General features: G+C 35.9%; 14 protein-coding genes. 1 reads left to right on the top strand and 13 read right to left on the bottom strand.

Annotation, left to right across the window (positions count from 1 at the left end; all coding sequences use genetic code 11):
- On the bottom strand, positions 1 to 996 hold the full coding sequence (locus tag GXP67_RS29855) for a glycosyltransferase family 2 protein (RefSeq protein WP_162446525.1): 996 nt from the start codon (positions 994 to 996) through the stop codon (positions 1 to 3).
- Between the two features lie 40 nt (positions 997 to 1,036).
- On the opposite strand from GXP67_RS29855, the gene GXP67_RS29850 reads away from it, so the two are divergent.
- The gene (locus GXP67_RS29850; RefSeq protein ID WP_162446524.1) at positions 1,037 to 2,044 is read left to right on the top strand and encodes a glycosyltransferase family 61 protein; all 1,008 of its coding nucleotides are present in this window, start codon (positions 1,037 to 1,039) and stop codon (positions 2,042 to 2,044) included.
- On the opposite strand, the gene GXP67_RS29845 is transcribed toward GXP67_RS29850, so the two are convergent.
- The 12 genes from GXP67_RS29845 to GXP67_RS29790 all read right to left on the bottom strand — a co-directional run bounded on the left by GXP67_RS29845 (position 2,024) and on the right by GXP67_RS29790 (position 16,253).
- Positions 2,024 to 2,740, bottom strand: a complete 717-nt coding sequence (locus GXP67_RS29845) for an FkbM family methyltransferase (protein ID WP_162446523.1) — start codon at positions 2,738 to 2,740, stop codon at positions 2,024 to 2,026. The two genes, GXP67_RS29850 and GXP67_RS29845, sit on opposite strands and share 21 nt — an antisense overlap.
- Positions 2,741 to 2,866: 126 nt before the next feature.
- Positions 2,867 to 4,078: a glycosyltransferase gene (locus GXP67_RS29840; RefSeq protein WP_162446522.1), complete on the bottom strand. Its 1,212-nt coding sequence runs from the start codon at positions 4,076 to 4,078 to the stop codon at positions 2,867 to 2,869.
- 3 nt (positions 4,079 to 4,081) lie between these two features.
- On the bottom strand, positions 4,082 to 4,906 hold the full coding sequence (locus tag GXP67_RS29835; RefSeq protein WP_162446521.1) for a class I SAM-dependent methyltransferase: 825 nt from the start codon (positions 4,904 to 4,906) through the stop codon (positions 4,082 to 4,084).
- Between the two features lies 1 nt (position 4,907).
- A complete protein-coding gene (locus GXP67_RS29830) occupies positions 4,908 to 5,717 on the bottom strand; it encodes an FkbM family methyltransferase (RefSeq protein WP_162446520.1) in 810 nt (269 codons plus the stop codon).
- Position 5,718: 1 nt separating this feature from the next.
- Positions 5,719 to 6,678, bottom strand: a complete 960-nt coding sequence (locus GXP67_RS29825; protein WP_162446519.1) for a hypothetical protein — start codon at positions 6,676 to 6,678, stop codon at positions 5,719 to 5,721.
- Positions 6,679 to 6,686: 8 nt separating this feature from the next.
- Positions 6,687 to 7,607 (bottom strand): glycosyltransferase family 8 protein, encoded by a 921-nt coding sequence (locus tag GXP67_RS29820; protein WP_162446518.1) that lies wholly within the window; start codon positions 7,605 to 7,607, stop codon positions 6,687 to 6,689.
- A 12-nt stretch (positions 7,608 to 7,619) separates the two neighbouring features.
- On the bottom strand, positions 7,620 to 8,645 hold the full coding sequence (locus GXP67_RS29815) for a glycosyltransferase family 4 protein (RefSeq protein WP_162446517.1): 1,026 nt from the start codon (positions 8,643 to 8,645) through the stop codon (positions 7,620 to 7,622).
- A 183-nt stretch (positions 8,646 to 8,828) separates the two neighbouring features.
- Positions 8,829 to 9,755 carry a class I SAM-dependent methyltransferase gene (locus GXP67_RS29810; protein ID WP_162446516.1) on the bottom strand — a complete coding sequence of 309 codons (927 nt, stop codon included), beginning with the start codon at positions 9,753 to 9,755 and terminating at the stop codon, positions 8,829 to 8,831.
- A 4-nt stretch (positions 9,756 to 9,759) separates the two neighbouring features.
- Entirely contained in the window at positions 9,760 to 10,476 is a 717-nt protein-coding gene (locus GXP67_RS29805; protein ID WP_162446515.1) for a TylF/MycF/NovP-related O-methyltransferase, read from the bottom strand.
- Positions 10,477 to 10,486: 10 nt separating this feature from the next.
- The gene (locus tag GXP67_RS29800; protein WP_162446514.1) at positions 10,487 to 11,716 is read right to left on the bottom strand and encodes an ABC transporter ATP-binding protein; all 1,230 of its coding nucleotides are present in this window, start codon (positions 11,714 to 11,716) and stop codon (positions 10,487 to 10,489) included.
- Positions 11,717 to 11,748: 32 nt separating this feature from the next.
- Entirely contained in the window at positions 11,749 to 12,564 is an 816-nt protein-coding gene (locus tag GXP67_RS29795) for an ABC transporter permease (protein ID WP_162446513.1), read from the bottom strand.
- A gap of 107 nt (positions 12,565 to 12,671) precedes the next feature.
- Positions 12,672 to 16,253, bottom strand: coding sequence for a PKD domain-containing protein (locus tag GXP67_RS29790; protein ID WP_162446512.1), 3,582 nt, complete (start codon positions 16,251 to 16,253; stop codon positions 12,672 to 12,674).
- Positions 16,254 to 16,302: the final 49 nt, after the last annotated feature.

Here is a 16,302-nt window from a genome sequence, read left to right as displayed (position 1 = left end):
TTATCTTTTACGCAATAGATTAATAATAGAGGAAGGAATATATTTGTTCCGGAAATATAAAGTCCTGAACAAACCTTGGTCTGCTGATGCCAGTTGTTTTACCTGGATACTTTGTAATAAAAGTTTTGTTTTTGCTTTGTTGTTCTGCGCATAAAATTCATTTGCCCTTCGTAATAAAAAATAAGTTAATGATTTTTCAACCAGATCCACATCATATGTTCCAACCGTCTGCAAAGCAAACTTTTCATTAATCTGGCAGGTTTGTTTTATTATATCTACATAATGAAACAGATTAAACTGCTTAGCCAGTGAATAAAAAAAGGTATCATGCTCTATTTGAAATTGTTGCCCTTGGGATACGGTTTTCGAAGTATCATGCAGCCTGAAATTAACCAGTATCTCAGGCGTTTTCACAATACCCTTCAAACCATAAGTAAATAAAAATTTAATCCACCAGTCACGGTCCATCAAATAATGCAATCTGGTATCCAATGGGCCTATTGTTTGAATGACTGATGCCTTAAAAAATGTTTCCGGCTGATCTATTCTTGCCCATCCTATGGTTTTTGCTACATTTCCGGAATAAACGTCTGTTCCATTGGAATAATAGGCAGTTTCATTTAAGTTCCTGAAGAGTCTGCCTCTTCCACACACTACAAGTACTGACGGATTTTCAAAGGCAGCGGCTATTGTATGTAAGGCTTGCGGTTCATAGAAATCATCAGAATTAAGCCAGTTAATAATGTCTCCGCTTGCTTTTTGTAAACCTTTATTAATAGCATGACTTTGTCCCTGATCTTTTTCACTTATCCAGTATGCTAAATGCTTTTCATATTTTTTTATGATCTCCACAGAATGATCTGTACTACCTCCATCTACAATAATATATTCCAGATTAGGATAACTCTGGCTAAGTACCGACTGGATGGTTTGCTCCAAGTACTGTCCCTGATTGTAAGATGGGGTAATAATTGTAATTTTGGGATAAACAGCCAAACAAATATCTATTAAATTCTTAGGATAATTTCGCAAAAATATGAAAAAAACGCTGCTGCATGACGGCTTAATTATTAAAAGAAAACCTCCTCTCAATTATGATGTAATAAAAAATGCAAAAAGTTTCATCAGACTTGAAGAGTACATTGAACCTAGTTACCTATGTAAACTTAATCATGCGTATGTTTCACCCTATGGAATAGTATTCAAAAATGGAAGAGTCGTGAAAGAATCAGTTTATTCCATGTTTACCAGAAATAAGAATGCATATACCTTTTATAAAAAAATACTACTCAATAAAGTAAAAAGAGTGTCTGGCGACTGCCTGGTGGCACACAATGCGTATTATGATAATTACTATCACTGGACTTTAGAAGCATTGCCCCGGATATATAGTATAAGGGAATTCACTCCTCAACTAAAATTACTGATACATGAGCAGTTGAAACCTTTTATTGATCAATATCTGTCTTTTTTCACCTTTAAGGAAATCATTCCAATAAAAGATGAGGAACTGATATTAGCAGAAAAACTATGGCTCCCCATGCATACAGCTCCCGGTTTACAACATCACGAGCCTCTGATCAGAGAAATGGCTGGGTTTATAAAAAATAGCTATAGAGGCAATCGTCCGGAAAATTCCTTCCCTGGAAAAATATTTATCAGCCGTAAAGGAGCTACTTTTCGCAAAGCTGTCAATGAAGATGAGGTTTTCGAGCTATTAAAGGGTTGGGGGTTTGAGAGAATAGCCATGGAAAAATTATCAGTTTCAGAACAAATTGAGTTATTTACAAATACACATATTTGTGCAGGCATACATGGAGCTGGTTTTTCTAACAGTATGTACATGACTGAAGGTAAATTATTGCTCGACATCATCCATGAGGATCATGGACAGGATACTTTTTATAACCTGGCATCTGCTTTTAATATAGACTATTTACGCCTGGATTGTCCAGGCGTAGGCGTACAAAAATACAGTGGCAGCGATGATATAAAAGTAGATGTCAGCAAATTAGAACAGATGTTACTCAACCAGCTCAGCTAGGCTTATCCTTTTATTTATAGCCAGGTAGTTTCCCGCCAAAAAAGCTTCGTAGTCCTGGTGATAGGGATTTAAGGGATAAAGCCCGTTTCTTAAGATTCTGTATATATTAAACTTTGCTTCTAGAACAATGTAAAAGTCCTTTAAAAAAGTTCTTGAATCAACATTCCTGGGGCCAAATTCAAATTGAATAAAATCAATTTTATTTGAGCTAATTATTTGACTTGCGCCCTTTAATACATTTACCTCATTGCCTTCTACATCTACTTTAATAAAATGGATATGAGATATATGATGCAAGAAGCAGAAATCATCTATGGTCGTAAGTTCTACTTCTTCAATTATTGTATCATTATTATTTGTTAGCGAATAGAGTGAACTGGTAGCAGGATCATGTATATTATAAGAAAATCGGGCTTTTGTTTTTTCATGGCTGAACCCAATATTATACAAGTTAATGGTAGAATGAGCAAGTAAACTATTATTCTGTAGCAGTTTAAATGTCCGTAAGGAGGGTTCAAAACTGTATAGCTGTATATTTTTCCGGAAAGTTTGTAAAAGTGCGGCACTATACTCTCCAATGTTGGCACCCACATCAAAAATTATTGGCGTTATTTTTTTTTTGCTGTAATACTGATATACTTTATTGATCAACCATTTTTCTCCATTGTCTCCAATCGGGTTGTATCTTAAATTCATCCCTTTCAGGCTTACACTATGTAAAAATCCAAAAAAAGATTGCCATTGTTTTTTTCCATAGAATGGATGTAAACCTATGTCAATACATTGAATAATTAACTTTTTTAGCATTTTAAGATAACCTTCTCATTTGTGTACTGTAATCAAATTATACAAATTTCTATATTGATCTGCCTGGGTAGAGATCGTAAATTTCTCCTCAACTAATTTTCTTCCCTTTTTACCCATCTCATTTCTTTCTTTAGCATTTTTCAAAAGCCATTGCATTCTTTCAGCTAATTCGCTAATGTTTTTAGGAGAAGCTAACAATCCGGTTTCTCCTTCTATCACCATATCCGGAATTCCACCTATGCGAAAACCCACAACAGGTGTACCACATGCCAGAGATTCCAGAACAGTATTTGGCAGGTTATCTTCAATAGACGTGGTTATAAAAATATCAGCTGCTGCAAAGGCAAGCGACAATTCATTTTCGCTTGCAATATAACCAAGATGTTTTAAAGGAAAATCAACTGGAGGAATATTGCCCTTTCCAATTGTGCATAATAAAGTATCCCTTAAATCAATCTGCTTTAACGCTTCAACCAAATAACTGTAGCCTTTTCTGGGATCTGTTAAAGAATCGGCAATAAATAAAAGTATTTTGTTTTCTTGTGGTAAAGAAAAATATTCCCGGGCTTTTTTTTTATCAGCAGGTTTAAACTTATTTGTATCTACCCCATAGGGAATATAATAATTTGAGAAATTGCCTAATAAAGCAGATTGTAAGCTTTTCTGATACAACCAATAAGAGGGTGACACCACTGAAACATTAGATACTTTCTGTAAGGCTTTTTTTTTGATTTTGATATTTTTTACTTCTTCTAATTCATCATATGGCCTCATACCTAGCATATCTGTTTCATAATGATATCCACCTAAGATTGGATTCATATCATGCAAAGTCCAAACGACTGGCTTATTTACTACACTAAAAAAAGAATCATAATCTAAGAATCTGGCAACCCAGTGTAGATGAATAATATCTGCTTGTTGAGTTAAGGGGTGTTTTAAAATATTATAAATAGTATGAGGGCTGCTTTGTACCTTTCCCGGATATATTTTATTTTTTAAAGATTTTATTACTTTGTTTCGTCTGTATAAAAATGACCCTTCAATACGTTTAAATAAAGTTTGTTGGTAATCAGGCAAAAAATCATAGACTTGTTCAAGATGGCTATATTTATATAACACCATTACTTTTGAGTCAATATTCTGCTCTAACAATCCCTGGTGTAATCTTAGGCAAGATTTTGCTGCCCCTCCTGTGTCGAAAGTATTTATATGAAGAACTTTCATGTATTAGTTTATTTTGAAAGCTTCCATATATAGTGAATCTGGTTTGAAAATCTCTCCTTCTTTTGACTCTAATTCAAAAGTATTCCATTCCGGAAAACTGCTGGAAAAAGCAGTCATTTTTACCGGGTTTTTAAAACCGGTTTGCAGTAATAACCTTGAAAGAGAAAATCTATCGTACATCCATTGATGGATTTCTCCGCTCATTCTGAATTTACCTATTTCATAAGAAATATATTCTTTTCCCAGAAGTAACTTTATTAATTTCCGCTTATAGGCTCCAAAGTTAAATACCCGGTTGTATAATGAATCCGTCGTATTTTGGTGCTTGTTTTGATCTTTAGCATTCAGGAATTCTTTGCGGAGATTCTTTGCTTCAAGGCCATGCCTGGCATATACAAATGATTCATTTGCTAAATTACCTTGAAAAATGTAATCGGCCATATCTCCCCCACGCCGGTTCCTGACGGTCTGGTCATACATTTCTAATACAATCCAATCATAATTAGCTTCTGCACCGGCTTCTCTGTTATATGCACTTTCGAGTTGTTGTAAATAAATCCTGGCAATACTTTCCAGGTCAGGAACTGCTATCCTAATAATGCCATTCGGTTTTAATACCCTAAAACATTCTTTTAAAAAAGCTGCCGCTCCAGTTTTAGAAAAATGTTCCAATACATGCGAATGATATACTACGTCAAAGGTATCGTTATCGAAGGGTATACCTTGGGTAAGATCATGAGAAAGCACACTTTCATTGGCAGAATAAAAGTCAATGTTTGTCCAGCTTTTATGATATCGATTTCCACAACCCAGATTAAGAAGCTTCATACTATTTTACTCTGTCGGCAAATATATTTAGTTGATTATCCATACCCAAAAATGCTTTCTTCTCATAAAACGGCGATTGAGAAACAATCCCAACCTGGTTTATATAATATGTAAAGCCTGCTTCTTTAATAATTTTTAATATTTTATCCAGCGTTTGCTCCTGGTTTACGAAAGAATGATATTCAATAAATATTTTATCAATGTATGATAAAACATCTGCAATATCTTCCAATACTTGCGTTTCTGCGCCTTCAATGTCAATTTTTAACATGTCAACCGGGCGATTAATAAAATCCTTTAATCTAACTGTTTCGATTTCAACTACATTGGCCTCTTTTATATCATTAGTTATTCTTCCTCCATCGGCTCCTTCGGCATAGAATTGTAACTTAGTTTCGGAATGCCATACTGCTTTATTTAGTAAAGAAACATTTGTAAGGCGAAACGACTGGACGTTTTTAGCCAGAATTTCAAATACTTTTGTGTCAGGCTCAAAAGCAACAACTTCAGCATCCGGAAAAAGATCCTTAAAATAAAGCGTACTTAATCCAATATTAGCCCCACAATCGAGTATGTACGGTTTGGCATTGGAAGTTTTAAACTTATAGATTTCTTGTTTAAAAATTTCACTGTAAATAAACACAAAGGAAGCAGAATCAACCATCCAAAGAGGCGATGGAAAAATATCTGTTTGAATGACAGTAAATCTTGGCTGGCGTTTGATGAGTTGTAGTTTTTTTGCCTCTTTCTCACTTAAACGGTATTCTGGCCTGAGTAAATATTTACCTACATGCTTCACATACTGTAACATATCAGTTATTAAAAGGAAAAAATCTTCTTCTGAAAGTCCGTAATTTATTTACTTGTATATCTGGCAAATGCTTATAGCAAAAATTGCGTATATGATTTATAAGGGATGTGGATGAATAAAACAAGGTTTGAAAAGTAAACCGGTCTGCCTGTGTATTAATCCTGATTTCGTTCGGATGAATAATCATTTCACTCATTGAATCTAATTGCATAGTCGAATTAACTATCTGATTGGTGGTATGAGTGGCATTTTCTCCAAATCCGATGTTCACAACCAAATTCTTATTTGGTATAATACTTAAACCATTTAACTTCCATAATGTATACGTCCAAACATAATCCCAGGTGCTGATTTCTCCGGAATGAGTTTTTGTAAAAATGTTATTCCAATATTTACGTTCCTGAGCAGAATTAAATCTATGATTGATGAGTTGCTGAGAAATTGTAAAATCCTTCATCATCATATCATTTTCCTGCCAGGCTCTGCGCCAGGTTGCCCATCCCCAGCTATGATTATATTTTGAGAAGTAATAGGACGTATTATTTTTTGGCTGCTTTTTCTGGAAATTAACCCCGCCAATATGCATGACCTTTTTTTCAGTTCTATAGTAGGCAAGCAATGTTTCACAGAAAGTAAAAAAGCTGTGATCTGGCAGTGTATCATCTTCTAAAATAATTCCCTCTTCTACGTTTTCAAAAAACCAGTCTATAGCAGAACTTACTGCATATTTACAGCCTAAGTTTTTTTCACGGAATAAAGTCTTTACCTCACAGTCCCAGTCGATCCTACTTACAATTTCACGCACCTTGCTGCATTTTTCGGCATCTTCCGGTTTATGCGTTCTAGGTCCGTCAGCAGCAATAAATAACTGCTTAGGTTTTGCATGCCTTATTGTTTCAAAAACTCTTTGAGTAGTATCAGGGCGGTTAAATACAAGAAATAAAACAGGCGTATTGAGCATAATTCTACTTAATTATATACCTCAAACTTTTTTCTGCCATAGGCTAAATTCATCAGTTTCTTTCCTGACTGCTTAATCTTATGCCAAACCGTTTCTTCCGGATGTTTAAAGTTCTTCCAGGGAGTAAGTTGTAGATACTTGTAATATTCTTTTTTAAACGGATGAGTATTTGTGTAGTGCCAGGGCTTGGAATAGCCTGTGTAATGTATAATGCAGGGATTTGTTATTACATTGATTAATTCGCTTTCATCTATATGTAATTCCTTAGCGGTTGCCGTAAACAGAACAGATGTTACATTCCATACAAAAGGAAGACACAGCCATTGGTCGTATAATATGGCATTGAGTGCATCCTGTTCCAGCATTTCCAGAGAACCATTATTTTTATCAATGAATGTTAGAATTTGTCTGGTTGTATCATTTTTTCTCCATTTTTCCAGGTTCATCAGCAATACACCTGCATTAAAGTAATTAGCCTCTTTTGGTATATTTAATTTAGCATGCCTGGTAAACATAGGCTCCATTACTGCAGCAACGCTGTAATTTTCAATATTTGTATTCCAAAGATCAGAAATATCTCTTCTGATGATCACATCTACATCCAGATACAAAACTTTGTTAATGGAAACTGGAAGCAGCCCTGGAATAAGTAATCTATAATAGGTAGCTGTAGTGATATGGTGTACGGTCTGAAAATTATTTATTTCTTTATCATCTATTCTCACTATTTCTAATGCATGCTGATAGTTAGTAACAAAACTTTTAAGCTTTTGTAAATCATTATTATCAGCAAAACTGATGATTATATATATATGAAAGTTATAGGTAGGATTATTCTTAAATAATGAACCCAGCATAACCGCACAATGCTGCAAGTAGCCAGCATCTAAAGTAGTTACAACAGGGATAAGCTCCTTTGATGGATTCATGTAATAATACAGTTATTGAGTTTTTAACTCATTACAATATTGATAGATAATGTCTAGAATTTTAGGCGCAGCTACATGAACATTATGTTGATCGGTAGCCTTTCTCCTTGCATTGTTTCCTAACCGTGTTTTCAATACAGAATTAGACTGTAGTTCAATAATTTTAGCAGCCATAGCCTTTATATCCAGATAAGGCACCACAAATCCACAGTCATTTTCAACAAATTCAGGCATGCCTCCGGATTGATCAAAACAAAGAATAGGTTTACTCAATAAGGCATTTTCCAAACAAACAAGCGGATAAGGATCTTCTCTTGACAATAAAACAAACACATCAAAACTATTAAAATACGGTAATGGATTTTTCTTTAGTCCGGTAAACACAACATTTTTTTCAAGACCTAATTTATATATATCCTGTAAAAAGTAACTATGCTCTTCTGGTTTGTTGCCAACCCAGATAAAATAACATAAATTTCCATTATCCTTTTCTGCTATTTCTTTAGCCAGTAGAATTAATAAATCTGCCCCTTTTCTTATATCTACACTGCCTGCGGCACCTATGATAAAAGCAGTTTCAGGTATTTCAAATTCCTGGAAGAGTTGCCTGCTTTTTTCTACTTCTACTACCGGGACAAATTCATAAACTAAACTTATTACTTTCTCAGGTATAGTATGTTTACTTATTAAATTATGTTTCACTGCCTTAGAGACAGCTATATAATGAGAAGTATATTTTTTAAGTAGTGCCAGGTTATTACTTCCATTTGCCTGTATTCCAATTTCTAACTCATGTATATGCGATATTACCTTACAATTGAGAAACGATAAAAAATCTAACAGAACACCAGTCCCAATGCCATTAGCATAGATTAATCCTACATTTTGAGCAAGCAGTTCGTTTTTTAAGTTCTTGTAATAGGAAGGAATGCCTAAATAGGTATTCCAGTTTCTGATTAGTTTACCTTTAAAACCATCTACGGATGGGTATGGAAACTGATATACGTATGTAGGCGCTAGTTCTTTAAATTCATCCATCAACTCTCCGGGCCACTTCACTAATAGTATAAACTCAAGACTGGTATTTGCTTTAAGCCACTTTAGTAAATGCAGCAGAACAATTGGAGCACCTGTTCTGGAAGCTTCGTGACTAACAAAAAGAATCTTCTTTTTCATAAATGCCAGCTGGGCTGCATATTTGCTATAATGGTGAGTCTGCTATTATAATTTGGTATAAATAGCCATAATCGTATCGGCATATTTAAAGTCTTCTTTAAAAAAACTCTCTAAAAGCACAGTAGCACCGGTTTTATTTAAAACTTTCCCAGCAATGCCCATCCGGTCTGTAAGAATACTTTGATTCAATAGCTTTCTGTGTTCATTCATGGGTTCAGTAAAAATATTTTCCAGCCGCAAAGGATACACTTTTGGTAAACTTTCCAAGGATTTTCTGTTCCATAATCCCATGTGATGCGGAGGTAAATTAAGTAACCTAGTGGCCTGATACAGATGGTCTAAATGGTTAATCTTATTTCTTTTATATTTAAAGAATAGCGCATCATTGTTTGGCACGGCTACCAGTATTAACCCTCCTTTTTTTAATACTTTCAAAGAAGCTTCCAACAGAGAGTGTACGGCACTTATATGCTCCAGCAGTTGAAAAGCACATACATAATCGTATGTCTCTTCATTCTTTTCAGCATGTTGCTCAATTAGTTCTTTTCTTATGTCCAGGCCCTGATTTTTGCCAGCGCTAATTGCATCCTCACTCAATTCCAACCCTATGCAATGAATGGCATTGGTTTGCATCTTTTTTAAGAAAGATCCATTTCCACAACCGATTTCCAATAATCTACCGGCACTCCGGAAAGTTTCAAGGGCTATCTGATACTCCCATTTCCACTCAGAATAATACCATGGCTGCTTTTGGAGCTGATCGTAGAAAGAACCATTGCCTGCTATATGAAAAGGATAATAAAACCGGTAATCTGTATCCAGACATCTGTATACTTCTATGAAAGGAGTAGTATTAAAATAATCTGAAGTATCAATATTGAAAGCCTGTTTATATCCTGCTATAATCTCTTTTGTAGATTTTTTTTCCTCCAGTAATACATTAGCTTTTCCGGTGATTGGGCTTAAAACCATAGAATTATTTCTTTAGCAAATAACAAACTCCGTTTTTGCTTGTATAAATCCGCTCAGAGGATTTTCTTTTAGATAAAAAATCATGAACTGCTCTTGCACAACCATCCCACATATAATAATCATCTATGATAATGATACCACCAGTAATAACCTTATCATACAGATTTTCTAAACAATCCATCGTCGATTCGTACCAGTCACCATCTAGCCGGAGAATAGCTATTTTACCGGCTATGTTGTTTTTAGGTAAAGTTTCTGAGAACCATCCTTTTACTGTAACAAACTGTTCTGCTTTTGCCAGTTGCATAGCTTGCCGGGCATACATTTCTTCTGCTTTACAGTTATCATAATATCCTGGTGAATTCTTATTATTCTGCCAGGCTTTTGCAGCCTCTCCATCAATTTCCTTTACCTCTGGCAAACCTTCAAAACTATCAAATAAATAATATGATCTATTATTACCTACTACTTCAGCTACGGCTGCAATCATTCCACCCCTCCATACACCGCATTCCACTACAGCACCCTCTATATGGCTATGATTCCGGCAAAGTTCAATATTATCTATAAACTCTCTTTCGGGTATCATGGTATAATTCCGGTATTTCTGATATAAATTCTGAGCCTCTTTTATTGAATCTCTTTGCCTGATTTCATCCTGGTAAACCTTCCGCAGCTCAATATTGAAGCTCTTCAGGATATTTTTTATTTGCTCTTTCACTCAACAAATTTTATATAGTAACTTCTTGTACAACTTGCCATTCTCCGTCTTCAATATAGGCACATGCATTGGGTTGCCACTGAAATTCCCGGTGATTTCCATACATGACCACTTCAAAAGGACACACATTTTCTAAAACCTGGAAAAACTGTCCACCCGGAGGTTCTGAAAAATATAGTTTAAGAAAATACTTTCCCATATATAATTTCAGCTTTGGAATAAAACAACGGATTTTGTGAGTACCTGCCTCTCTGCACATAGGCATATCTGAATCGAACGTCCATAAATGCGCATAATTTCTTTCCTTAGCATCTATGATATGAAAAGATAAACATGCCCCTTTTATGGGAGCAGGTGTAGAAATCGTGATTTCAACAGCAAACTCTTCTCCATTCATCTGTACATTATTGGGGAGAGAAGTAAATAGCTCAACCTTACTTATCTTGGGTTTAAGAGCAGCTGTTGAATCCCGGTAAATTAAATCTGTTACTTTATTATCATTGATATAATGATTGACTACATCTGAAGTAGTGCCCATAAAATCTACTTTTCCTTTTTTTAAGAAAATAGCTTTTGTAGTCAGGGTAGTTACTGCCTGCATATCATGGCTTACAAAAATTACAGTTCTCCCCTGCCCGGCTACCTCTCCCATTTTACCCAGGCACTTTTTCTGGAATTCTGCATCACCAACAGCGAGTACTTCATCAATAATGAGTATTTCTGGTTCCAGGTGTGCGGCAACAGCAAAGGCCAGCCGGACATACATGCCGCTGCTATAATATTTAACCGGGGTATCTATAAATTTTTCCACCCCTGAAAAATCCACAATTTCATCAAAACGGGATTTAATTTCTTTTCTGGTCATGCCCAGAATGGTGCCATTCAGATACACATTTTCCCGGCCACTCAGTTCCGGGTGAAAACCAGTACCTACTTCTAATAAGGAAGCTACTCTTCCATTGATTTCAATTCGTCCTTTGGCAGGCCTGGTGATGCGGGAAAGTATTTTAAGCAAGGTTGATTTTCCTGCGCCATTTTTTCCGATTATTCCAACAGCTTCTCCCTGATTAATTTCAAAGGATACGTCCTGCAATGCCCAAAAATCGTTAGCCTGTTTGCGTTCACCACCTTTCAAAAAGGTAAGCTTTTGCATTAGCGATTCCCTGAAAGAACTGCTTTTATTTTGTCCAATCTGGTACAGTTTTGCTACTCCTTCTACTTTAATGGCTATATCAGACATGAATCAATAACAGGTTTCTTAAAAATGATTGTTTATACAATATCAGCCATTATCTGCTCTACTCTACGGAAATAAAATAAGCCAGTAATAAATACTAGTATAATGAGTGCATAGGAAACATACGCATACTGGCTCAGGGTAACCCCTCCGGTTAAACTCCAGTGGAAACCTTCTACTACACCTGCCATTGGATTCAGATGATAGATGAATTGATATTGCTGAGGTATCATGTAAGAAGGATAAGCAACAGGCGTAGCATATAAACCAAATTGTACCATAAAAGGAATGATATGCTGAAAATCCCGATACCGGATGGTTAATGCACTCAGCCAGATACCCATACCCAGGGCTGCCATTACTGTAAGTACAATAAACAAGGGCAAAAATACAATATTGGCGGGAGGTATAAACTGGAAATAAAGCATTAGCACGGCAACAAACACCAGTGTAATAGTAAAATCTACCAAACCTACTACGGCTTTTGATAAAGGGATAATTAACCTGGGGAAATATATTTTTTGGATCATCCCCTGTGAGGAAATAATTGAATTCCCTGCCTGGTTCATCACAAAAGCAAAATAAGTCCAGGCACACATTCCAGATGATGCAAACAGTGAATAAGGTACATTATTTACAGTGATACCCATTCCTTTTCCAAACACAAGCACAAAAATAGTAACAGTACATAAAGGCTGTAATACGGCCCACAACAAGCCTAAAAAAGTCTGGGCATAACGCACCCGTAAGTCACGGTAGGCAAGAATAAGAAACAGGTCTTTGAAATGCCATAGTTCCTGGAATTGTAAACCAACGTTTTTCTGGTTCGCATCAATGACCAGTTTCTGCATAGTAAGCGGTGTGGGAAATAAAATTAAATTTCAAAATTACTAAAAGCTGAATATACTCCAAGGTACTTTTTGAGGAAAAGCGATAAATTCTCAGATAATAAGCCTGATTAGTTTACAACTATAGATTTTATCTGTTTCTGTCCTGCAAAATCATATTGAATCAAATATACTCCGGCTGCTAAATTACCTTTATTGATCTGAATCTGATGAAAACCTGCTTCCAAGGTATAAATGTTTCTGGTTTGTAATCTGCCTAGTATGTCAATGATACTGATCTCTACTTCTCCTTTGGCAGGCAACATAAAAGGAATATACATTTCTGAAGCTACCGGGTTTGGATATGGCATTAATATAGTAAAAATGCTTTCTATACTGCTGCATTGCCTGTTACTCGTTTTATCTAAACTCTGACTTACCGCAGTTACACAGGCAGAAGCAAGATTACTATTTATATTTTCAGGAATAGCATAATTATATACAAGCATTTTTCCTGGCAACAATTCCCCCTGCCAGAGATATATAAAGGTATTTTTTTCATCGATCAGTGTAGCCAGATCCAGCTCTCTCAAAATATACGGACTGCTGTTTACAAGCCGTATTTGCAGTTCTGTGGCAGTTCCGGTTTTAACAATAGTTACTGTCTCCAGCTTCAGCTCAACATTAGCAGATATGCTGCTCACTGAAATTTCCTGCTGAACAATGGTACTACAGCCATCAGCATTAACGGCTGTTAAACTCACATTGTATATGCCACCAGATTCATAAGTATGTTGTGGATGGGGCTGGTTACTCAAATTACCATCCCCAAAATTCCAGGATAATACAGTTGCATTACTGGCAGTACTATAAAAGTTAAGAGATAATGGAGCTGATGCAGCAACCGATTCAAAGGAAAAACTGACTTGAGCAGGTTGTGATAAGGATATATTTTTAGTTACGCTGGCAGAACAACCTGTTGAAGTTGTAACAGTAAGCATAACAGGCAAAATTGCCAATTGTGCAGAAGTAAAAACTACCTGCGGGTGCTGTTCACTGGAATTTCCATAACTTCCAAAGTCCCATTGCCAGCCCGTAATAGCATCCATTGCACTGGTAGATTTATCAGTAAACCGGATCTGGTTATTTATGCAAATTATGTCAGGAAAACTAAAATCAGCTATTGGTTGATCATTTATATGAATAACTTTAGAAAACAGGTTGGTACAGCGGGAGGAAGCAGTTGTAATTAAAGTTATCGTATAATCTCCGGCACTTGAATAGGTATGGATGGGATGTTGCTCTTGTGAGGTAGTATTGTCCCCAAAATCCCAGTACCAGTTAGTAATTGGATGAGTTGAATCAAAAGTAGACTGGTCGGTAAATGTTACTTCTTTGCTCGTACAATTGACTTGCATAGCAAATGCAGACTGTGGAGATGGAATAATAGTAATATCTTTCGTGAGTGAATCAACACAACCATAGATAGTCTCTATTTTCAGTTTTACCTTGTATGTCCCTGCTTTTGCAAATATATGGGAACCCTGTTGTGCAGCAGAATAGTTATTCGTCCCGCTCTCTATATCACCAAAATCCCATGACCATGTTTTTATACTTCCATCAGTGGAAATACTTCCATCCAGAAAATTTACCGCTTCTCCAGAGCAGGCCAGTGCATAAGAAAAGTCAGTGACTGGCTTTTTCCGGATAGTAATAACTTTTGTTTTAGTGATGGTACAGTTCAGATTATTCAGTACGGTTAAAGTAACTGTATATGTTCCAGTGGCTGCGTAATTATGTGTAGGATGTAAGTCAGTTGAGGTAGTATTATCCCCAAAATTCCATTCTCTGGATAACTCACTTGTGCCCGGTGAAAAAGTAGTAAGGTTGAGAAAGGAGGTCGTATTTCCCAAACATGCATTTTCTACCATAAAGTCTACAAAAGCACCTGCCTTAATTATAATAGATTTAGTAACAGTTTCCGTACAGCCGCTCGCGCCGGTAATGCTAAGGCTAACCGTAAAATTTCCAGCCTCTGTAAATAAATGTTCAGGATTCTGCTGAGTGGAAGTTTGCCCATCTCCAAAGTCCCACTGCCATTTTTTTATCACATCTCCTGCTGAAGTAGAAGCATCCTCAAACAATACACTTTCATTAGAGCAAGAGATAGAAGGGCCATTGAAATCAGCTGTATTTCTTTTTGTGATAGTAACCTGTTTAGTGATATCACTCATCTTTCCACAAGCATCAGTAATAGTAAGTGTTACTGGAAAGATACCCTCTGAAGAAAAAGCAAATGCTGCATTTTTCCCACTTGCTGTATTACCATCTCCAAAGTCCCAGGCATATGAAACAATTCTGTTACCTGTTGGCGATACATCAGCATTGAAATTGGTAGTAGTTCCTAAACAAGTATTATTTACTGTGAAACCTGCTGTAACTGGTGGTCTTACATAAATAGTTTTAGTGAAAGCTTTTACATTATTTGAATTAAAAGCTTTTAGTTCTATCTTCTTTGAGCCACTGCTATTATATACTATATGTACTGGCTGCTGTTCAATAGCAATTGCAGTATTTACAGCACAAGGATTAGGAAAATCAAATCTGTAAATTTGATTACTGGCAAAATCAACAGTAAATAGATAGTGATCTGATAATGAATTCACTAGCTCCATACCTACTACATCACTAATCATACTAAAATTATTAGAGATGGCAGGCGCACTATTTTGCATATCCTCACCAAAGTTCAGGGCGATTACTTTTCCATTCACATGCATGACGAATGCATACATATTACCTCCTTCTTGCTTAAAAGCTACCTTTACAGGAGAAAGCATTAAGGATTGAGTGGTTGTTATTTCAGTGATAGATGGAATTGAAAAAAGCGCTGAACCAAAAGATAATTTGTATATTCTATTATTGAAAGAAGCAGCCAATCCATACCATTGATCACAGTTCTTTATGATAGAAATTCCCATCACATTCAGACCTGTAATGGCACCCGGTAATATCACGTTTTTAATATCACCGCTCGAGAGTGTATTTAATAAAGAGTTGCCAAAATTTGCAATTGTGACAACATTATTTAATGTATTTGCTATAAATACTATAAAATTTCCGTTGTCATTAACGATATCTATGCCCCGCGGATTTGCAATGTACGAATCTAATGCAGTAATACGGGTTGCAGTGGGTATATTAGTAAGACTGTTTCCAAAATTAATTTGTACTACACTGAAATCGTCGGTATAGTTGTTAAGATTTACAATCATAGCAATCCAATCTGCACCTACTTTCACCACTTTCATTTGTTCAGGTTTGGATAGTAAATTCCCAGGATTGCCTAAATCTGTAAAAGAGGGAGTATTACTTAAACTATTTCCAAAATCCAATCTAAAAATCTTATTATTATCCCGGCTACTCACAAACCCGTACCAGTTTGCTCCATCAGAAATAGTAGTGATATCAGTAGGAGTCAGCGCACTTGCCAGGGTAGTTACCGTTTTAAGAGCAGGTTGTTCTTCTAAATCTCCACTACAAAAATCCCATTCATACCGGTCTGCTCCACTGCTAGTATTTGTAATGGCAAGTGACTCACCGATGCAAATCGTATCTGGAACCGTAAAAGAAGGCTGTGGACATTGTGCAAAGGAATCAAATACACAATAGATTACTATTGAAAGAAACCCTATATAACGGAATATTTGCATTCGCGAAAGGAAGAACCTGTTCAAAAATAACAGGCTTAATTATTTATCA

Origin of the sequence: Rhodocytophaga rosea (assembly GCF_010119975.1) — a bacterium.
In the GTDB taxonomy this organism is placed as follows: domain Bacteria; phylum Bacteroidota; class Bacteroidia; order Cytophagales; family 172606-1; genus Rhodocytophaga; species Rhodocytophaga rosea.
The sequence above is the reverse complement of the archived record's forward strand: the minus strand, read 5'-3'. Positions and strand labels throughout refer to the sequence as shown.